This window comes from Mycolicibacterium baixiangningiae (genome assembly GCF_016313185.1).
GTDB lineage: Bacteria > Actinomycetota > Actinomycetes > Mycobacteriales > Mycobacteriaceae > Mycobacterium > Mycobacterium baixiangningiae.
In genome coordinates, this window is the sequence record NZ_CP066218.1 from 3,752,964 (window position 1) to 3,772,010 (window position 19,047).

At 68.5% G+C, this 19,047-nt stretch carries 16 protein-coding genes; 4 read left to right on the plus strand and 12 right to left on the minus strand.

All coding sequences use genetic code 11. The annotated features are described in order from the left end of the window. Window positions 1-6: 6 nt before the first annotated feature. The 4 genes from I7X18_RS17690 to map all read right to left on the minus strand — a co-directional run bounded on the left by I7X18_RS17690 (window position 7) and on the right by map (window position 6,730). Window positions 7-3,843 carry a DUF3376 domain-containing protein gene (locus I7X18_RS17690; RefSeq protein ID WP_193043359.1) on the minus strand — a complete coding sequence of 1,279 codons (3,837 nt, stop codon included), beginning with the start codon at window positions 3,841-3,843 and terminating at the stop codon, window positions 7-9. 121 nt (window positions 3,844-3,964) lie between these two features. After that, on the minus strand, window positions 3,965-4,207 hold the full coding sequence (locus tag I7X18_RS17695) for a hypothetical protein (RefSeq protein WP_193043360.1): 243 nt from the start codon (window positions 4,205-4,207) through the stop codon (window positions 3,965-3,967). A 104-nt stretch (window positions 4,208-4,311) separates the two neighbouring features. After that, a complete protein-coding gene (locus I7X18_RS17700; RefSeq protein WP_193043361.1) occupies window positions 4,312-5,832 on the minus strand; it encodes a cobyric acid synthase in 1,521 nt (506 codons plus the stop codon). Between the two features lie 40 nt (window positions 5,833-5,872). Further along, window positions 5,873-6,730: a type I methionyl aminopeptidase gene (gene map / locus I7X18_RS17705; protein ID WP_193043362.1), complete on the minus strand. Its 858-nt coding sequence runs from the start codon at window positions 6,728-6,730 to the stop codon at window positions 5,873-5,875. Between the two features lie 83 nt (window positions 6,731-6,813). Between map and I7X18_RS17710 the strand changes: the two genes are divergently transcribed. Next, the gene (locus I7X18_RS17710) at window positions 6,814-7,200 is read left to right on the plus strand and encodes a PaaI family thioesterase (protein WP_193043972.1); all 387 of its coding nucleotides are present in this window, start codon (window positions 6,814-6,816) and stop codon (window positions 7,198-7,200) included. 13 nt (window positions 7,201-7,213) lie between these two features. On the opposite strand, the gene I7X18_RS17715 is transcribed toward I7X18_RS17710, so the two are convergent. The 7 genes from I7X18_RS17715 to dxr all read right to left on the minus strand — a co-directional run bounded on the left by I7X18_RS17715 (window position 7,214) and on the right by dxr (window position 14,977). After that, window positions 7,214-7,831, minus strand: coding sequence for a DUF1707 SHOCT-like domain-containing protein (locus tag I7X18_RS17715; protein WP_193043363.1), 618 nt, complete (start codon window positions 7,829-7,831; stop codon window positions 7,214-7,216). Window positions 7,832-7,847: 16 nt separating this feature from the next. Further along, entirely contained in the window at window positions 7,848-9,668 is a 1,821-nt protein-coding gene (locus tag I7X18_RS17720) for a penicillin-binding transpeptidase domain-containing protein (protein ID WP_193043364.1), read from the minus strand. A gap of 111 nt (window positions 9,669-9,779) precedes the next feature. Continuing rightward, window positions 9,780-10,454 carry a GNAT family N-acetyltransferase gene (locus tag I7X18_RS17725; protein WP_193043365.1) on the minus strand — a complete coding sequence of 225 codons (675 nt, stop codon included), beginning with the start codon at window positions 10,452-10,454 and terminating at the stop codon, window positions 9,780-9,782. A 23-nt stretch (window positions 10,455-10,477) separates the two neighbouring features. After that, on the minus strand, window positions 10,478-11,332 hold the full coding sequence (locus tag I7X18_RS17730; protein ID WP_193043366.1) for a GNAT family N-acetyltransferase: 855 nt from the start codon (window positions 11,330-11,332) through the stop codon (window positions 10,478-10,480). Window positions 11,333-11,385: 53 nt separating this feature from the next. Beyond that, window positions 11,386-12,570, minus strand: a complete 1,185-nt coding sequence (gene ispG / locus I7X18_RS17735) for a flavodoxin-dependent (E)-4-hydroxy-3-methylbut-2-enyl-diphosphate synthase (RefSeq protein WP_193043367.1) — start codon at window positions 12,568-12,570, stop codon at window positions 11,386-11,388. Window positions 12,571-12,578: 8 nt separating this feature from the next. Next, on the minus strand, window positions 12,579-13,793 hold the full coding sequence (locus I7X18_RS17740; RefSeq protein ID WP_193043368.1) for a M50 family metallopeptidase: 1,215 nt from the start codon (window positions 13,791-13,793) through the stop codon (window positions 12,579-12,581). Beyond that, complete coding sequence (dxr, locus tag I7X18_RS17745) at window positions 13,790-14,977, minus strand: 1-deoxy-D-xylulose-5-phosphate reductoisomerase (protein ID WP_193043369.1); 1,188 nt, start codon at window positions 14,975-14,977, stop codon at window positions 13,790-13,792. The genes I7X18_RS17740 and dxr overlap by 4 nt, the downstream gene beginning before the upstream one ends. Before the next feature lie 186 nt (window positions 14,978-15,163). Between dxr and I7X18_RS17750 the strand changes: the two genes are divergently transcribed. Further along, window positions 15,164-15,904: a fasciclin domain-containing protein gene (locus tag I7X18_RS17750; protein WP_226862589.1), complete on the plus strand. Its 741-nt coding sequence runs from the start codon at window positions 15,164-15,166 to the stop codon at window positions 15,902-15,904. 119 nt (window positions 15,905-16,023) lie between these two features. Further along, window positions 16,024-16,620: a fasciclin domain-containing protein gene (locus I7X18_RS17755; RefSeq protein ID WP_193043370.1), complete on the plus strand. Its 597-nt coding sequence runs from the start codon at window positions 16,024-16,026 to the stop codon at window positions 16,618-16,620. A gap of 12 nt (window positions 16,621-16,632) precedes the next feature. Here I7X18_RS17755 and puuE read toward each other — a convergent pair whose 3' ends face one another. Continuing rightward, window positions 16,633-17,553, minus strand: coding sequence for an allantoinase PuuE (gene puuE / locus I7X18_RS17760; protein WP_226862590.1), 921 nt, complete (start codon window positions 17,551-17,553; stop codon window positions 16,633-16,635). A gap of 109 nt (window positions 17,554-17,662) precedes the next feature. Here puuE and I7X18_RS17765 point away from each other — a divergent pair, with 109 nt between their 5' ends. After that, complete coding sequence (locus tag I7X18_RS17765) at window positions 17,663-19,003, plus strand: cryptochrome/photolyase family protein (RefSeq protein ID WP_193043371.1); 1,341 nt, start codon at window positions 17,663-17,665, stop codon at window positions 19,001-19,003. Window positions 19,004-19,047 lie beyond the last annotated feature (44 nt).

Consider the following 19,047-nt stretch of genomic DNA (forward strand, 5'->3'; position numbering starts at 1 on the left):
TGCCGGTCAGGCAGCGTTGTCACCGACGAGGGACACGACGTTGTCGTCGGACACCCCGGCTGGAGCGGCCGACCGGACGGGATTCTGCATCGGCGGCTGGCCGTAGTCCACCTCGCGATGCGGCAACCGCTGGGTGATCGCGCTGACGGCGACCAACCACACCGCCACCGGGCCGAGATCCCACAGCGGAAATCTCTCGGTGATGTGCTCCAGGAGGATCTGGACGCCGGCTCCGAGGACCGCCGCACCGGCGATGGCACAGGCCGACCACGTCTTGTCGGCCCACCCCCACAGCGACACGGCGGTGAGTGCGGCGGTCCCCACACCGGCCGCCAGAAGGCTCGACCGTGGGCCATCGGCCGCCGGCGACGCGAGGAACGAGACCACGATGGGCACCATCGGCACCACGGCGACTGCGACGCCGACCGCCAGCGTCACGATCCACATCGCGATGCGACTTCTGCTCTGCACCGCCGACTTCGAGTCGACGATCCGAAGCGCGCGTTGGTTGAGCCAGTGCTGCACTCCCAGGATGACGGCGACGATCGCGAGGATCGATTCGGCCGCCGCGAACGGAGCCAGTGGCGTGGGGCGGGCCGCCGCCATGCCGAACACCGTCGCCAGGCTCACGCAGCAGGCGACCAGGACCCACGACGCCGCCCGCCACCGCCCGGTGTGGGCGCCCCGAAGAAGCGACGCCCAGCCGGCCTCGACATCGAGCTGCGGATACTGTCGGCCGATCGAATCGAGTTTCCGGCCCAGGGTTCGCCAGTTCTTGCCGGCCCGCCATGTCCGGGCGGCGATCAAGATGCCGAGGGCCGACAGCACCACCGCCGAGAATCCATGGATGAACCCGCCGGTGACGCTGACGCCCAGAGCGCCTGCGGTCGCCAGCACGGTGATCACGGCGATGGCGAGCCGCAAGGGGTCCGCGACCAGTGGCAGGGCGACGGCGACGGGGCGGATGGCGATGTTTCCCATGCGGCTCAAGGCGCCGCCGACCGAATACGGCGAACTGTTGCCCGGCCACAGTGCGCGGTACACCAGGGGCACCACGCGCGAGGCCAACGCGAACCGGTAACGCGGACCGACCACACTCAGTGATTCACCGCCCACCGTCGTCACCAGTGGTGGTGGTGGTGTGGAATCCGCCCGTCCGGGCTGCTTCACGATGAATTGCGCTTGTTGTTCGGCGGACTCCGCGAGGATGTCGTCCTGTAGTTCCTTGGTCTTCAGTTCGATGTACTCACGCCGCAGATCGGTGGTGGCGTTGACCGCGGCCTGCAACTGTCCGACGCCGGCTGCGGGCAAGCCGCCCTCGAACTTGCTGCGGTTGGCGAGGAGGCGCACGATACCTGCCGCGGCATCCAAACGGCCCCAGTGCCAATCGTTTTCGCGCCAGTGCCACAGGAAGAATCCACCGAAGCGGTTCAGCGCATTACCGGCCAGCTTCGCGTCCGCGGTGAGCAGGCCGTCGGTGTCCTTGAACACCTCGACCATGCGCGCCTCCCCCGGCGTCTTCCGTACCCACTGGCCGAGATACTTCGCCTTGGCCGCCTTCTCGAGGTGGGGAACATCGATACGCGGTCGTTCGTCGCCGGTGATGGTGTCGAATCGGATGACGTGTGCCGTGTCCGGAACACCCGTCGACGCGAAGATCTTGGCGATCTGCTCGATGCCGAAGGTGGCCAACGGCGGCAGATAGAAATGCGGATAGACCGACTCCGCCCAATACGCCAACCACTCGGGTGTCTGCGCCGGCGGCCGCGGGTCGTTGCGCGGGTCGTAGAGCCCTCTGACGGCCTCACCTGACCGTTCGCGGATCTGCTCGAGCATCGCGTTGAGGCCGGCCCGGACGCTCGTGACGAGCGACTCACCGCTCGGATACCGAAACTGGTTGGGCGCTGACAGGAGTCGGTACATGTCGGCATCGAGGTCTTCCGGTGTTCCCTCGGGTTCGCACAACAACTTGCGCAGTTGCGGAGTGATGCTCAGGCTCATCTGAGCACCGCGGCTCTCCTGCAGGCTGGTGATGAGGGGATACTTGTCGTCCGGGGTTCTGTTCTCGCTACGCAGCGGACGGGCCAAGACCTCGTCGACGGCACGGTGTTTGGCTTCACCGAGTACGGTCAGCCACCGGTACAACGCCGCCTTCCAGCACATGAGGTCGGACAGGAGCGCCCCGCGTTTGTGGTCGTCGACGAGTTCGGCGGGTAGCGGTGGAACCACCTCGTCCTCGGGTAGCGTGTAGTCGACGATGAGGTCTTCGAGCGCTCGGACCCACGCGATGAGGACACGAACCCAATCGAGCAGGGCCACCACGTCAGTGGACAACTGCCATTTGATGCTTGTGTCGTTGTAGGCAAGCGCCACTTCGTTTTTGATGCGGATCGCCGCCCTGTGCGGCAACGGGACGTAGTCCACAGCCTCACGCGGCGGGTAGCACAACTCCGCCCAGGGCTCGGTGAGCAGGCCCGCGATGCGCGGGGCGTCCATGGCGATGCGGCACTGGGTGTAGGACTCGTCGCGGACGAGTTCGGTGACGAAAGTGGCTGTCCTGCTCTCCGGGTCGCCCGCGGATTGCCGCAGTGCCCGCATGATGGCGGCCAGCGCCTCCAGCCTGCCGCGGGTTTGCAGCACCCGGTCGTTGTATTCGCGGATCAAAGACAACTCGTCGCCGGCGGTCTCCTGCCGTTGCTTCAACGCCAGGGAGCTCCGGATGACGGGCACCCAACTGGCGGCACTCGTCTTCTCCGGGGCGTCGGGCGCCGGGCCCCGGCTCACCGGCGGCTCCGGGTCGAGGTAGACCAACGATCGATCCGACGGTTCAGACGCCGACGCCCGCTGGATCGCCCGGATCGCCCGGTCGATCGGGATGTTGTCGAAGATGCCGCCGTCGACGACGCCGAACGGCTCATTCCGGCCGGCCGAGTAAAGGAACGCGCGGGCCATGTTGACCGTCACCTGCTCGGTGGTCGCGTAATCGGACGGCAACGGCGCCGATTCTCCCTGCGCGGCGGATCCGGAGCGCATCGCATAGATGCGCGCAGGTTCGAACGCGCCGGGGAACGACGAGGTGGCCCTGGCGGCGAGGGCCATGCGGTCGAGCGCCATCTGGCGGCGCCATCTCGCGGTATCGGCGACCTTGTCGGTCTTCTCACCCACATCGACTTCGTCAGGCACCCGGTCGGCGGGCGCCGGAATGGTCGAGTAGGTGGAATCGAGCGTGCCGCCGGTCTTGGAGAACGAGAATCGCGCACGGTTCTGACGCTCCGGGTGTCGCGGATCGTCGAGCAGAGTCGCGGCCAGTTCAACGGCGATCCGAGGCGTCGGCGAATCGCCGTTGGGGATGAGTTGTTCCGGGTACTGGGCCACGGTCGCCGGATCGAGGTCACCGGCGATCTGTCCCAATGCTTTGCGCACGACCTCGAAGAGCCGCCCGTCCCCGCGCAGGATCGACTCGACCCGGCCGGAACCGGGCTCCCGCAACAGCTCCCAGATTCCGCCGTCCTCGATCCAAGTCCGCCGTACGACGTCGTCCATGACGGTGTCGCACGCCTGGGCCAGGCCGAACAGCACCGCGTTCAATCCGCCGGCGCTGGCTCCGGCGAGGATGTCGATCTCGACCTTGTTGTATTGGCCCGTGCGCTGGAGCAGTTTCCGGTATACATCGGCACGGATCTCCCGGTGGTTGTGCGGATCTGGCCCGAGGTGTTCGTTGTTGCACGCCCGGCGGAACAGGTCGAGCTCGGCAACGGCGCCCCCGATCCACACCGCCAGGCTGACTCCGCCGCGCATCGCCAAGGCGAGTCGCATGGTGCGATAGGGCTTGCCGTCGGTCACTTGTCCCCCTCGATTTGCTCCGTCGAGCGATTGTGACGCCGGCCGACCGGCGGCACCTGCGTATGGCACTACTCGACCGGCGAGAAAACCTGTGGTCCTTGCGATGTCAATCGAAGTGCCCTCAGAGCCGGTACATCTCCCGCGCCATCCGCGAGTACTCGGTGAAATCACGCCGCGACTGCGGGTGGAGCCGTGGCTCGTGCCGCAGGCTCACGAACCAGGCGACGACCGTCCTGCGTCGGTGCGTCTCGCGGTGGGGGGCCGCCAGCGCCGCCGCCGAACCGAGCATCACCTCGTGCTCGGTGACGACCACTTTCGTCCGCGTCTTCGTCAGCGGAAGCGCCTGTGTGTAAAGGGTGTTCATGACAATCGCTCCTGGATGCGGGGCCGGTCTTCTCCGGCTCGATCACAGGGAACGTAAGGCGCTACCCGGCGAGGGTCGCGAGTAGTGCGCTACCCGTTCTTCGCCTACCGACGCAGCCCGGTCGTGACGGTCGGTCGTGACGGCGGCCCGGCGTCGAGGAGGTTCACGACGGCGTCCACGTCGAGGTGGCTCTGCAGCAGATCAGCCATGACGTCCAGTTGGGCGTCGCGGCGCGCGGAGACGTCGACGTCCCCGGCGACCACGAAGCCGGACCGACCTGCCGCGGCGGCCGCCTCGGTGAGCCAGGCCCGCCGGAACGCGTCGTTGTCGAACAGTCCGTGCCAGTGGGTGCCGAACACCGCGCCGCGGCGCACGCCGATGCCGGCCCAGTCGTCGGCGTCGGCGCGGACGACCTGACCGTGGTGGATCTCGTATCCGTGCAACGGTGTCGTCCAGTGCCGCAACGTCTTTTCGTCGGCGAACGCGATGTCCGCATCCACCAGCCCGAGCCCGTCCACCTCACCGGCCCGCGATTCGACGGAATCATCGATGCGGCGGCAGAGCATCTGGAAGCCACCGCAGATACCCAGGACGGGACGGCCGGAGCGGGCGTGTGCGGCGATCGGTTCGGCCAACCCGTTGGCGTGCAACCATTCCAGGTCGGCGACGGTGGCCTTCGTGCCCGGCAACACGACGACGTCCGCATCCGCCACGTCGGCCGGGTCGCTCACCCACCGCACCGCCACGCCCGGCTCGCACGCCAGCGCCTCGATGTCGGTCGAGTTGGAGATCCGCGGCAGCCGCAGTACCGCCACATGCAGCCCCTCGGTGCCGCGCGGCGGCGCCGGCCTGCCGATGACCCGGCCCGCCACGACGGACACGGAATCCTCGGTGTCCATCCAGAGGTCGTCGCTGTACGGGATCACTCCGTAGGTCGGGCGGCCCGTCAGGTCGCGCAGTTGGTCGAGGCCGGGTGCGAGCAGCGCCGGGTCACCGCGGAACTTGTTGACCACGAACCCGGCGATCAGCGCCTGGTCGTCGGGATGCAGGACCGCGACGGTGCCGAACAGATGAGCCAGCACCCCGCCCCGGTCGATGTCACCGACCACGAGGACCGGCAGGTGGGCCCGCCGGGCCAGTCCCATGTTGGCCAGATCGGTGCCCCGCAGGTTGATCTCCGCCGGCGAGCCGGCACCCTCACAGAGGACGACGTCGAATTCCTCGCGCAGAGAACGGAGTTCGTCGGCCACCACCTCGGCAAGCCGGTCGCGGTGCGTGATGTAGTCCTTCGCGCTGACGGTACCGGTCACGCGCCCGCGCACGACGAGCTGGGAGGTGCGGTCGCTGCCCGGTTTGAGCAGGACCGGGTTGAATCGCACGCTCGGGGCCAGGCCTGCGGCGCGGGCCTGCATCGCTTGCGCCCGCCCGATCTCACCACCCTCGACGGTGACCGCCGAATTGTTCGACATGTTCTGCGCCTTGAACGGCGCGACGCGCACACCTTCGCGCGCCAGCAGCCGGCACAGTCCGGCCACCATCATGGATTTCCCGGCGTCGGAAGTGGTGCCGGCAACGAGCAGCGCCCCGGTCACCTTCTCCGCGCGAGCAGACGTGAAACTGCTCATTTTCGCGGCATTTCGGGCAGTTTTACGTCTGCTCGCGAGGTCACGGCAGGGTGAGGATCTCGGCGCCCGTCTCGGTGACCACCAGGGTGTGCTCGAACTGGGCGGTCCACTTGCGGTCCTTGGTGACCACGGTCCAGCCGTCGTTCCAGATCTCGTAATCCAACCCGCCTAGGTTGATCATCGGTTCGATGGTGAAGGTCATACCGGGTTCCATGACGGTCTCGACGCTGGGCTGGTCGTAGTGCAGCACCACCAGCCCGTTGTGGAATGTCGTGCCGATGCCGTGGCCGGTGAAGTCGCGAACGACGTTGTATCCGAACCGGTTCGCGTACGCCTCGATGACCCGGCCGACCACCGAGAGCGCGCGGCCCGGCTTGACCGCCTTGATCGCCCGCATCGTCGCCTCGTGGGTGCGTTCGACGAGCAGCCGGTGCTCCTCGGCGACGTTGCCGGCAAGGAAGGTGGCGTTGGTGTCCCCGTGGACGCCGTCGATGTACGCGGTGACGTCGATGTTGACGATGTCTCCGTCCTCGACGACGGTCGAGTCCGGAATGCCGTGGCAGATGACCTCGTTCAGCGACGTGCAGCAGGATTTCGGAAAGCCCTTGTAGCCCAGAGTGGACGGGTAGGCGCCGTGGTCGACCATGTAGTCGTGGGCGATGCGGTCCAGGTGGTCGGTGGTGACGCCGGGCGCGACGGCCCTGCCCGCCTCCGCCAGGGCGCCCGCGGCGATGCGACCGGCGATGCGCATCTTCTCGATCACCTCGGGCGTCTGTACCCAGGGTTCGTTGCCCTCGTCGACGGTCGGCCGCCACGCGTACTCGGGGCGCGCGATCGATTTGGGCACCGGCAGCGTCGGGGAGAGCTCGCCGGGGCGGAGGGCGGTGCGCACAGACATGACCCCAGGATAGCCAGGAGAACGAGCCTCTCCTATCGGGAGAATGATGCTACGTTTCCCTGATGCTCGGCGAGTCCACCCCGATGAAGACCACCCCTGACCACCTGCTCGGCCAGTTGGGTATCCACGATCTGCTGGAGACCGACGAGCGCATGGTCGTCGAGATGGAGAACCGGCCGAACCTGGCCAACACCCGCGGCGCGTTGCAGGGCGGCCTCGTCGCGACCCTGATCGACATCGCCGGCGGCCGCTTGGCCGACCGGCTGGTCGCCGACGGACAGAGCGTCACGACGGCGGATATGACCGTGCACTTCCTGGCACCGGTCGTCGTGGGTCCCGCCCGCGCCGAGGCGACGGTCGTGCGCGCGGGCAAGCGCATCATCGTGACCGCGGTCGACGTCACCGATGTGGGACGTGACCGCCTCGCCGCACGCGCCACGCTGAGTTTCGCGGTCCTCGACCCCCGCTGATCGAACTCCCGTGTCAGCCGCGCTCGCCGAGGAATCTCGGCCGGCGCAGCCACCCCGTCTGGGGGCCGCGGATGTCGACCGAGCCCCACACCACCCTGCCGGTGAGCACCACGTGCGGCCTGCCCTCCGCGGGAACGTCCCTGCGGTGGTCGGATGCGCTCCCGACGATCACCTCGACGTCGTCGATCGAAGCACTCGCGCCGTCGGGCAGCCGCAGGTCGAGCCCGCCGAACTTCAGGTCGAGTTCGATGACGACCATCGGTCCGGCGAACCGCGCGCGGGTGAGGTCGAGATCGATCGACCCCATGCGACGGTGCAGCGCCAGCCGCGTCGGCACGATCCACTCCCCCTGGCGCTTCAGCGAACCGAACACCCCGCGCAGCTCGACGCGGTCGGTGGCGGACGTGACGATCGCCCCGGGTCCCGGGAGGTCGGTGACCAACGCGTCGAGATCGGAACGCATCCGTGCCTGCGAGACGAGGGCCGAGCGTTCCTCGAACTCGTCGATGTCGATGAGGCCGAGCGCGACGGCATTGTGTAATCGCCGCAGAGTGCCGTTGCGGTCGGCGTCGGAGATCCGCATCGGCATGGGGTCGGGACGGGCGTCACCGTTGTGGGCCGGGGTCGTCATAGCCCCTCCAGGCTACTCAGGCCAGGTAGCCGGCGGGCAGTCCGTCGAGCATGCCGCGCAGCATCTGCACCGCGTACTCCGAGCTGCCGCCGCCGACGATGAGCGCGGCGAAGGCGAGGTCACCGCGGTAACCGGCGAACCACGAGTGGGAACCGCCGGCGAACTCGGCCTCCCCGGTCTTCCCGCGTACGTCACCGGCGTCGGCCAGATCCTTGGCGGTGCCGTTGGTCACCACCAGCCGCATCATCGGGCGCAGGGAGTCGACCACTTTGGGGCTCACGGGTCCGTGTTCGCCGGTGATGACGGTGTCGCGGCCTTCGATCAGCCGGGGCACCGGGGTCTGTCCCGCGGCGACGGTCGCGGCGACCAGCGCCATCCCGAACGGGCTGACCACCACCTTGCCCTGCCCGAAACCGTCCTCGGTGCGCTCGGCGAGGTTGACGGTCGGCGGCACCGACCCGGACACCGTGGGGATGCCCTCGATCTGATAGTCGGGGCCGATGCCGTATTGGGCGGCCGCGGTGGTCAACCCCCGCGGCGGCATGCGGCTGGCGAGTTCGGCGAAGGTGGTGTTGCAGGAACTCGCGAAGGCCCGCGACATCGGCACCGTGCCGAGATCGAAACCGCCGTAGTTGGGCACCGTGCGATGGCCGATGTCCATGTGCCCCGGGCAGCCGAGCAGCGTGTTCGGGGTGGCCATATCGCGTTCGATCGCGGCACCGGCGGTGACGATCTTGAAGGTCGACCCCGGCGGGTACAGCCCCATGGTGGCCAGCGGGCCCTCCGCGTCGGCGGCGGCGTTCTGCGCGACGGCGAGTATCTCGCCGGTGGAGGCCTTGATCGCGACGATCATCGCCTGCTTGCCGGTGAAGTTCACCGCGTTCTGCGCGGCGGTCTGCACGGCACGGTCGAGGCTGATGGTCACCGAGGGTGCCGGATCCCCCGGAACCTCGTTGAGGACGTCGACGTCGACACCGTTCTGGTTGACGGTGACCACCCGCCATCCGGAGCGGCCGTCGAGTTCGTCGGCGACCTCCTTCTTGACCTCGTTGACGATGGCCGGCGCGAAACGCTCGTCGGTGGGCAGCATGTCGGCCTGCGGGGTGATGACCACCCCCGGCCGCGGGCCGAGCAGGCCGGCCACCCGGTCGTGGTCGGCCTGGTTGAGCATCGTCAGGCTCATCGGTTCGGCCATCGAGCTCGCCTGTTCGGCCAGGCGCTGCGCATCGACGGTGGGGTTGAAGGGTCGCAGCGCGTCGGCGACCACTCGAGCGGTCGACATCAGCTCGGCGCCGGCCGCTTTCGCGTCCAGGGCGAAGTGGTAGCGATAGCCGGGCACCAGCACGTCGCTGCCGCCGCGCTCGTTGACCGAGGCTCGCGGCGGTGGGTCGGCGCGCAGCGCGAACGACTGGTTCTCTCCCAGCCGGGGATGCAGACCCGTTGTGGCCCAACGGACTTCCCAGCGCCCCTCGTCACGCACCATGTTGAGCTGACCGTCGTAGGTCCACGTGCGGTTCTTGGGCAGGTGCCACGTGTAGCGGTAGGTGATGGCCCCGGTGTCCTCGGAGTATTTCGAACCGAGGATCTGCGCGTCGAGGTGCGTCGCCTGCAGTCCCGCCCAGGCTTCGTTGAGCGCGGCGCGGGCATCGGCGGGCCGGTCGGCGAGTTCGGCTGCGGCGGCGGTGTCGCCGGTCGCCAGGGCGGTGAAGAACTCCTCCGCCGTGGGTTCGGGACCGTTCGGCTTGGGGGTGCAGCCGGCCAAGCCCAGGCTGCCCAGAACTGTGGCCACCGTGAGCAGACAGGTGACCCTTGTTGCTGCTGAGGTTTTAGTTGCCATTGAGGCAGATGTTAGGGATGTGACGACGCGTTTCGGTGGAGGCGCACCGTGACACGACTGTGATGAGTCCGCGTTCGCGGCGTCACAGCGACCGACCCGGGGAATCCCGGTTCAGGCTCCCGCCGCCGGTGCCCGCACCACCAGGGGCACCGCCGGGAAGTAGGCCGCCATCTCTGACCGCGAGGCTCGCAGCACTGCGGTCCCGTAGCCCCGCTTGCGGTGCTCCGGGCGGATCCAGATGCGCACGTTCACTTCACCGCCGGCCAGTTCGCCGAACACCATGCCAACCTTCTGGCCCCCGGCGATCGCGACCAGCCAGACCGCCTCCTCGGCGTCCACACGGTCGACGGCAGCGCTGATCTCGTCGTCGAGCGCACCGGCCGGCGCGCCCGAACCGTCACCGGCGGAAGGGACATCCGTGGTACGCGCGGCGAAGACGTCGCGATCGTCGGCGGCGGAAAAGGGCCGCAGCGCAACAGGTTCGGGGTGTGACGACCGCTCGCCCCTGGTGAAGCTGAGCTGATTGTCGAGGTCTTCGAGTTCGGCGGCGATCCGGCGCCGCGACACCTTCGTCAACCGGTCGAAGGACAGCCCCAGCACTGCTTCACCGCCGACCGCCGATGTCCCGAGCAGCGCGGCGACCGCTTCGACGGCCGCGTCGTGGTCCTCGGAGGCAACGATCGCGTCGAGCAACTCGTGCCGGCGTTCCAGCGCCCGCACCAATGCGTCGGCGATCTCCCGGCGGGCGGCGCTGCTGTCAAGGACGACATCGTCGGCATCAGTCATGGCCGTCAGCGTAGCCGTCGCGATCAGTCGAGCAGCACGGTGGCGAAGGTGCCGACCTCACGGAAGCCGATGCGGGCGTATGTCGCCCGGGCCACCGTGTTGTAGCTGTTGACGTAGAGGCTGGCGATCCGCCCACCGCGGACGACGGCGGCCGCCAGCGCCGCGGTGCCTGCGGTACCCAACCCGTGGCCGCGCCAGTCGGGATGGACCCAGACGCCCTGGATCTGGCCGACAGCAGGCGATTGCGATCCGACCTCCGCCTTGAACACGACCTGGCCGCGCTCGAAGCGCGCCCACGCGCGGCCCGCCGCGATCAGGCCCGCGACACGGCGTCGGTAGCCGCGGCCACCGTCGCCCGCACGGGGGTCGACGCCCACTTCACCGATGAACATGTCGATGGCCGCCACCAGGTAGGCGTCGAGTTCGTCGATGCGGACCGGCCGCACCGCCGGATCGACGGGAGTGGTGGGCAGGGTGTCGAGCGCCATCAGCGGCTGATGGTCGCGGACATCGCGAGCCGGACCCCACGCCCGTTCCAGGCGCCCCCACATCGGGAGCACGAGCTCGGCGCGGCCCACCAGCGAAGAACACCGTCTGGCGCTGCTGGTGGCCTTGTCGGCAAAGGCATGCATATCGGCGGGCTCACCGCGCAGCGGGATGAGGTTCGCCCCGGCGTAGCACAGCGATTCGGTGGCGTGGCGGCGCGTCCACAGTTCGCCGCCGATCGCGCCGGGCTCGACGCCGTGATCGGCCACCCGCGAGGCGACCATGCAGCTGCCGACCGGATCGTCGTCGAGCACCCGCTGGACCGCTGCCACGTCGCGCACCACCGAGACTCGACGGTCGTCGGCGAGGCGGAAGAGCGGCGGAGCCGACATCGATACTGCTTTCTGCTGGACCGAGGCGGTGACACCACTCACCGCGTCGACGTTCAGCTTACGGTCACCACAGGCGAACCGCTGGCACTTCCCTCCGGGCTGTCGCCGCTGACCGATTCGATCTCGGCGGCGATGCGCATGGCCTCCTCGATCAGCGTCTCGACGATCTGCGCTTCGGGCACGGTCTTGATGACCTCGCCCTTGACGAAGATCTGGCCCTTCCCGTTGCCGGAGGCCACCCCGAGGTCGGCTTCGCGCGCCTCGCCGGGACCGTTGACCACACAGCCCATCACGGCGACCCGCAGCGGCACCTCCATGCCCTCCAGCCCCGCGGACACCTCGTTGGCCAGCGTGTACACGTCGACCTGGGCACGCCCGCACGACGGGCACGACACGATCTCCAGCTTGCGGGGCCGCAGGTTGAGCGACTCGAGGATCTGGTTGCCGACCTTGATCTCTTCGACCGGCGGCGCGGACAGCGACACCCGGATCGTGTCCCCGATCCCCCGCGACAGCAACGCACCGAACGCGACCGCGGACTTGATGGTGCCCTGGAACGCCGGCCCGGCCTCGGTCACCCCGAGGTGCAGCGGGTAGTCGCACTGCGCGGCGAGTTGTTCGTAGGCGGCCACCATCACGACCGGATCGTTGTGCTTGACGCTGATCTTGATGTTGCCGAACCCGTGTTCCTCGAACAGCGAGGCTTCCCACAGCGCCGACTCCACCAGCGCCTCGGGTGTGGCCTTGCCGTACTTCTGCATGAAGCGCTTGTCCAGCGACCCGGCGTTGACGCCGATGCGGATGGGGATGCCCGCGTCACCGGCCGCCCTGGCGACTTCGCCGACCCGGCCGTCGAATTCCTTGATGTTGCCGGGGTTCACGCGCACCGCCGCACATCCGGCGTCGATCGCGGCGAAGATGTACTTCGGCTGGAAGTGGATGTCGGCGATCACCGGGATCTTGGACTTCTTGGCGATCACCGACAGTGCGTCGGCGTCTTCCTGCCGCGGGCACGCCACCCGCACGATGTCGCAGCCCGACGCCGTCAGTTCGGCGATCTGCTGCAGGGTGGCGTTGATGTCGTGGGTCTTGGTGGTGCACATCGACTGGACCGATACCCGATAGTCGCTGCCCACGCCGACGTCGCGCACCATCAGTTGGCGCGTCTTTCGCCGCGGCGCCAGCACCGGCGGCGGTGCGGGCGGCATACCAAGCCCGATGGCGGGGCCGGAAGTCATGAGGTCTCCTATTGGAACAACCTGATCGGGTTGACCAGGTCAGCGGTCACGGTCAGCAGCATGTAGCCGACCACCACCACCAACACTACGTAGGTGGCGGGCATGAGCTTGAGGTAGTTCACCGGCCCCGCGGCCACCATGCCGCGCGCCGACCGGATCATGTTGCGGATCTTCTCGAACACGGCGATGGCGATGTGGCCGCCGTCGAACGGCAGCAGCGGCAGCAGGTTCACCGCGCCGAGGACGAAGTTGAGCTGGGCCAGGAAGAACCAGAAGGCCACCCACAGCCCGGCTTCGACGGTGTCGCCGCCGATGATGCTGGCACCGACCACGCTGATCGGCGTTTCCGGATCACGCTCGCCGCCGCCGATGGACTCCACCAGCGCACCCACCTTCGTGGGGATCTTGGCCAGCGATTTGCCCAGTTCGACGGCCAGGTCGCCGGTGAAGGCGAACGTCGCGGGCACCGCCGACAGCGCGTTGTGCTGGGTGGGCCCGAACTGCGCGGCACCGATACCGATGGCGCCGACCGTCGACGGCTGGTCGCCCTCGCCGGTGAAACGTTGGGTCTGCGTGACGTCGACGACCTTGGTGAGTTTCTCACCGTCGCGCTCGATCACGATCGGGGTCGGACCGGAGGCCTTCTGCAGCGTCACCCGGGCATCGTCGAAGGTCGCCACATCGGTGTCGCCGACCTTGACGATCACGTCGCCCGCACGGATGCCGGCCTCGGCGGCCGGGCCCGGCCCGGTGCACTCGCCCACCTGATCCTTGCTGACCTGCGGTGCCACACAACCGGTTTGACCGACGATGGCGGCGGTCGGCGGGTTCAGATTCGGCAGGCCCCAGATCACGGCGATCGCGTAGATGAGCACCAGACCGATGACGAAGTTCATCCCGGGCCCGGCGAACAGCACCGCGACGCGCTTCCACACCTTCTGCCGGTACATGGCGTACGGCCGGTCCTCCGGTGCGAGTTCCTCGACCGACGTCATCCCGGCGATGTCACAGAACCCGCCGAGCGGTACGGCCTTGAGGCCGTACTCGGTGCTGCCGAGGCGGTTGGGCCGCCGGGTCGACCACACGGTCGGACCGAACCCGACGAAATACCGCCGAACCTTCATCCCGGTGGCCCGCGCGACCCACATGTGCCCGCACTCGTGCAGCGCCACCGACACCAGGATGGCCAGCGCGAAGAGCACGATGCCGAGAGCAAACATCATCTGGTGACTAACCCTTTACTCGAAGGTGTTGCGGCCCGCTCGACGGCGCGTCCCGCGCGGTCCCGAGCCCAGCGCTGCGCGTCGAGGACCTCCTCCACGGTAGCGGGTTCGGCCGCCCACTGGTCGGCAGCGCGCACGACGTCGGCAACGGTGTCGACGATCTCGGGGAACCGGATGCGGCCCGCGAGGAACGCCGCCGCCGCCTCTTCGTTGGCGGCGTTGTAGACGGCGGTGAGGCTGCCGCCCCGCCGGCCGGCCTCCCTGGCCAGCTGCACCGCCGGGAACACCTCGTCGTCGAGCGGAAGGAATTCCCAGGTCGAGGCGGTGGAGAAGTCGCATGCGGATGCCGCGCCGGGAACCCGGTCGGGCCAGCCGAGCGCCAGCGCGATGGGCAGTTTCATATCCGGCGGGCTGGCCTGGGCCAGCGTTGACCCGTCGGTGAAGGTGGCCATCGAGTGCACGATCGACTGGGGGTGCACGACGACCTGGATGCGCTCGTAGTCGATGCCGAACAGCAGGTGCGTCTCGATGAGCTCGAGACCCTTGTTGACCAGGGTCGCCGAGTTCAACGTGTTCATCGGCCCCATCGACCAGGTCGGGTGCTTACCCGCCTGCTCGGGGGTCACCGAGAGCAGGTCTTGGGCCGACCAGCCGAGAAACGGCCCGCCGGATGCGGTGAGCACCAGCTTGGCCACTTCGCCGGCGGTGCCACCGCGCAGGCACTGCGCCATCGCGGAGTGTTCGGAGTCGACGGACACGATCTGGCCCGGCGCGGCGGCCCGCAACACCAACGGCCCCCCGGCGACCAACGATTCCTTGTTGGCCAGCGCCAGCCGCGCGCCGGTGGCCAGTGCGGCCAGCGTCGGCTCGAGCCCGAGCGCCCCGACGAGTGCGTTGAGCACCACGTCGGCGCCGGTGTTCTCCACCAACCGGGTCACCGCATCGGGTCCGGTGTAGGTGACGTCGCCGATCTGTTCGGCTGCCTTGGGGTCGGTGACGGCGACGTCGGTGACCCCCGTCTCGGCTCGCTGGCGAGCCAGCAGATCGGGGTTCGCACCGCCGGCGGCGAGTCCGACCACCTCGAAGCGGTCGGGATTGGCGGCGATCACGTCCAGTGCCTGGGTGCCGATCGACCCGGTGCTGCCCAGGATCAGCACCCGGAGTCTTGTGCCCACGCGCCCCATTGTGCCGCCTGGCGGGCCCTCGCCCGCAGCCGCCGAGGATGTGACGCGAATCTGACCGCTCGCCGGACCAGCCATCCGCATCCGGGCCGCGCCCGAATCCCCCGCGTCAGACGTCGAGGGGGCACCTGCCGCTTCGCACGAGATAGGCGCGGCGCACCGCCGCACTGAGCAAAGGGGACAGTGTCGATGAAGAACCCGTCGTTGAAGAACCCGTCGTCGAGTAACACGTCGTTGAAGCCACGCACGACCACTCACACGCACCGCAGGACCCTGGCCGCGGCGGGGCTCAGCGCTCTGGCGATCTTCGGCGTCGCGGCGTGTTCGAGTGAGGAGGCCGAGAGCACCGCCTCGTCGGCGTCGAGCGCCGCATCGTCGGCTGTCGAGTCCGCCACCGCCACTGCTCCCACCTCGGGTGCGGCCGCGGATCCCGCCGCGAACCTGGTCGGTTCGGGCTGCGCGGCCTACGCAGAACAGGTGCCCAGCGGACCGGGTTCGGTCGCCGGCATGGCAGTCGAGCCCGTGACGGTGGCCGCGTCGAACAACCCGATGCTCACGACGCTGACGCAGGCGCTCTCCGGTCAGCTGAACCCGAACGTCAACCTGGTCGACACCCTCAACGGCGGCGAATTCACCGTCTTCGCCCCCACCGATGAGGCGTTCGCCAAGCTGGACCCGGCGACCGTCGAGACGTTGAAGACGGATTCTGATCTGCTCACCAGCATCCTCACCTATCACGTGGTGCCGGGACAGGCCGCTCCCGATCAGGTGCCGGGCGACCACAAGACCGTCCAGGGCGCCAACGTCACCGTGACCGGTGACGGAGAAGCCCTGAAGGTCAACGAGGCCGGGCTGGTGTGCGGCGGCGTGCAGACCGCCAACGCCACGGTCTACATGATCGACACGGTCCTGATGCCGCCGGCCAACTGACCCATCCCCTTCCACCTCTCCCGCGAGCAGACGCAAACATGCCTGTTCCGGGGCCTTTTTCGGACAGTTTTGCGTCTGCTCGCGCAGAAAATGAACACCCAACCAAGGAGTGAATACTGATGACTGTCAACAAGAATCGCGTTCTGAACGCCGGCTTCGCGGCAATCGCCGCCGCCGGGTTGTCGCTGGGCGCGGCCGCCACGGCACAGGCACAGCCCGCGGCCGGACTGGTGGGGCCGGGCTGCGCTGCCTATGCGCAGCAGGTGCCGACCGGCCCCGGTTCGGTCATGGGCATGGCCATGGATCCGGTCGCGACGGCCGCAGCCAACAACCCGATGCTGACCACGCTCACGAAAGCTGTGTCGGGACAGCTCAATCCGCAGGTGAACCTGGTCGACACCCTCAACGGGGGCCAGTTCACGGTGTTCGCGCCGACCGATGAGGCGTTCGCAAAGATCGATCCCGCCACGATCGAGCGGCTCAAGACCGATGCGCCGCTGCTGACCAGCATCCTGACCTACCACGTGGTGCCCGGCCAGGCGGCTCCCGACGCCGTCGTCGGCACGCACAAGACCGTGCAGGGGGCCGATGTCACCGTGACCGGTAACGGCGCTGACCTGAAGGTCGACGACGCGTCGGTGGTGTGCGGCGGCGTCAAGACGGCGAACGCGACGGTGTACCTCATCGACACGGTGCTGATGCCGCCGGCCGCCTAGGCCCAGGACCGGTCAACCGGCGGGTGGGAAGCGCTCGATCCAGTGCTGGGCGATATCCACCCGCCGGGTGATCCACACCTTGTCGTGGGACTGCACGTGGTCGAGGAAACGCTCCAGCGCCGCGGTGCGGGCGGGGCGTCCGACCAGCCGGCAGTGCAGGCCGATCGACAACATCTTCGGGCTGCCCGCCACCCCTTCGGCGTAGAGCACGTCGAACGCATCGCGCAGGTGGGTGAAGAACTCCGTGCCGCTGGGGAATCCGCCTGCGACGGCGAAGCGCATGTCGTTGGTGTCCAGGGTGTAAGGCACCACCAGGTGATCGTGTCCGTCGACCGCTGTCCAGTACGGCAGGTCATCGGCGTAGGAGTCGGAGTCGTAGAGAAAGCCGCCGTGCTCGACGACCAGCTTGCGCGTCTGCGGTGAGTCACGGCCGGTGTACCAGCCCACCGGTGCGCTGCCGGTCAGCTCGGTCAGCAGTGCGACCGCCTCGGCCATGTGCGCCCGCTCGACGTCGGGCTCGACGAGCTGGTAGCTGATCCAACGCAGACCGTGGCACGCGATCTCGTCACCGCGCTCGGTGAACGCGGCGACCGCCTCGGGATTGCGGGCCAGCGCGAGCGCCACCCCGAACACGGTCAACGGCAGCCCGCGACGCTCGAAGACCCGCAGCACCCGCCACAGCCCCGCCCGTGAGCCGTACTCGTAGAGCGATTCCATGCTCATGTGACGGTCCGGAAAGGCCTGTGCGCCAATGATCTCGGACAGGAACGTCTCCGACGCGGGATCACCGTGCAGGACGCTGTTCTCGGCACCCTCCTCGTAATTGAGGACGAACTGCACCGCGATGCGCGCGTCGCCGGGCCACCGAGGGTCCGGAGGATGCGAGCCGTAGCCCACCATGTCGCGCGGATAGTCGGCGGCGCTGGCACTCATGGAGGGGATTCTGGCAGGCGGCCGGACGATGCGCCGAGTCCGTCGCCGGTCATGATTGCGTCACCGCGCACCGGGTTTCCGCGGCCGGGCACCGGGGCAGGTTCACGTCATGCCCACGGTGATGTGGTTCCGCCGCGATCTTCGACTACGCGACCTGCCTGCCCTCGTCGATGCGGCGCAGGCCGACGGCGAGGTGCTCGCCTGCTACGTCCTCGACCCGCGGCTGCACACGTCGTCAGGTCCGCGGCGGCTGCAGTACCTGCACGACGCGCTGCGGGATCTCCGCGAACAACTCGACGGCCGCCTGCTCGTCACCCGCGGACGCCCGGAGACGCAGATCCCCGCCGTCGCGACACGCATCGGCGCGTCCGCGGTGCACGTCTCGGACGATTTCACGCCGTTCGGGCGGCGCCGCGACGACGCCGTCCGCCGAGCGCTGGGCGAGATCACGCTGGATGCGTCCGGGTCCCCCTATCTGGTGTCGCCGGGCAGGATCACCAAAGGCGACGGAACCCCGTACAAGGTGTTCAGCCCGTTCTTCGACGCGTGGCGCAGGCACGGGTGGCGGGCGCCGGCACTGAGCGCTGCGACCACGGCAAGGTGGATCGATCCGGCGGATCTGGGGGGCGGCGGGGACCTGCGGACCGAGATCCCCCACGACGGCGTCGCGTTGGACATCCCCGCGGGTGAACGCGCCGCGCTTCAGCACTGGGAGGACTTCGTCGAAAGCGAACTCGACGGTTACGCCGACAACCGCAACCGCCCGGATCTCGACGTCACCAGCCGGATGTCGGCGCATCTGAAGTTCGGCACCATCCATCCCCGCACGATGGCCGGCGACCTCGGAGGCGGCAACGGCGCGCAGACCTATCTGCGCGAGCTCGCCTTCCGCGATTTCTACGCCGGGGTTCTCTACGAATGGCCCCACAGTGTGTGGTGGAACTGGAACACCGGTTTCGACGACATCAGAGTGGACGACGGCCCGGCGGCCGAGGAGCTGTTCGAGGCGTGGAAGCAGGGGCGCACCGGGTTCCCGATCGTCGACGCCGGGATGCGACAACTCGCCGAGATCGGGTGGATGCACAACCGGGTGCGGATGATCGTGGCGTCGTTCCTGGTCAAGGATCTGCACCTGCCGTGGCAATGGGGTGCGCGGTGGTTCCTCGAGCAGTTGGCGGACGGCGATATGGCCAACAACCAGCACGGTTGGCAGTGGACGGCGGGGTGCGGCACCGATGCGGCGCCGTTCTTCCGGGTGTTCAACCCGTCGACGCAGGGGGCGAAGTTCGATCCGGACGGCACGTATGTGCGGCGTTGGGTGTCCGAGCTGAGCGGGGTGGCCGATGTGCACCAGATGGGCGACGATCGCCCCGCGGACTATCCCGCGCCGATCGTCGACCACGCGAGGGAACGGGCCGAGGCGCTGCGCCGCTACGCCGAGATCGGCTAGGGCACGCCGTATACGACACACCGTCGTATGCCAGAATGACGGCA

What these genes read in the sequence shown, in the direction of transcription:
- I7X18_RS17695 (WP_193043360.1), bottom strand. Translation starts at nt 4,207, where the DNA reads ATGAACACCCTTTACACACAGGCGCTTCCGCTGACGAAGACGCGGACG.
- I7X18_RS17700 (WP_193043361.1), bottom strand. Translation starts at nt 5,832, where the DNA reads ATGAGCAGTTTCACGTCTGCTCGCGCGGAGAAGGTGACCGGGGCGCTG.
- map (WP_193043362.1), bottom strand. Translation starts at nt 6,730, where the DNA reads ATGTCTGTGCGCACCGCCCTCCGCCCCGGCGAGCTCTCCCCGACGCTG.
- I7X18_RS17710 (WP_193043972.1), top strand. Translation starts at nt 6,814, where the DNA reads ATGAAGACCACCCCTGACCACCTGCTCGGCCAGTTGGGTATCCACGAT.
- I7X18_RS17715 (WP_193043363.1), bottom strand. Translation starts at nt 7,831, where the DNA reads ATGACGACCCCGGCCCACAACGGTGACGCCCGTCCCGACCCCATGCCG.
- I7X18_RS17720 (WP_193043364.1), bottom strand. Translation starts at nt 9,668, where the DNA reads ATGGCAACTAAAACCTCAGCAGCAACAAGGGTCACCTGTCTGCTCACG.
- I7X18_RS17725 (WP_193043365.1), bottom strand. Translation starts at nt 10,454, where the DNA reads ATGACTGATGCCGACGATGTCGTCCTTGACAGCAGCGCCGCCCGCCGG.
- I7X18_RS17730 (WP_193043366.1), bottom strand. Translation starts at nt 11,332, where the DNA reads ATGTCGGCTCCGCCGCTCTTCCGCCTCGCCGACGACCGTCGAGTCTCG.
- ispG (WP_193043367.1), bottom strand. Translation starts at nt 12,570, where the DNA reads ATGACTTCCGGCCCCGCCATCGGGCTTGGTATGCCGCCCGCACCGCCG.
- I7X18_RS17740 (WP_193043368.1), bottom strand. Translation starts at nt 13,793, where the DNA reads ATGATGTTTGCTCTCGGCATCGTGCTCTTCGCGCTGGCCATCCTGGTG.
- dxr (WP_193043369.1), bottom strand. Translation starts at nt 14,977, where the DNA reads ATGGGGCGCGTGGGCACAAGACTCCGGGTGCTGATCCTGGGCAGCACC.
- I7X18_RS17750 (WP_226862589.1), top strand. Translation starts at nt 15,164, where the DNA reads ATGAAGAACCCGTCGTTGAAGAACCCGTCGTCGAGTAACACGTCGTTG.
- I7X18_RS17755 (WP_193043370.1), top strand. Translation starts at nt 16,024, where the DNA reads ATGACTGTCAACAAGAATCGCGTTCTGAACGCCGGCTTCGCGGCAATC.
- puuE (WP_226862590.1), bottom strand. Translation starts at nt 17,553, where the DNA reads ATGAGTGCCAGCGCCGCCGACTATCCGCGCGACATGGTGGGCTACGGC.
- I7X18_RS17765 (WP_193043371.1), top strand. Translation starts at nt 17,663, where the DNA reads ATGCCCACGGTGATGTGGTTCCGCCGCGATCTTCGACTACGCGACCTG.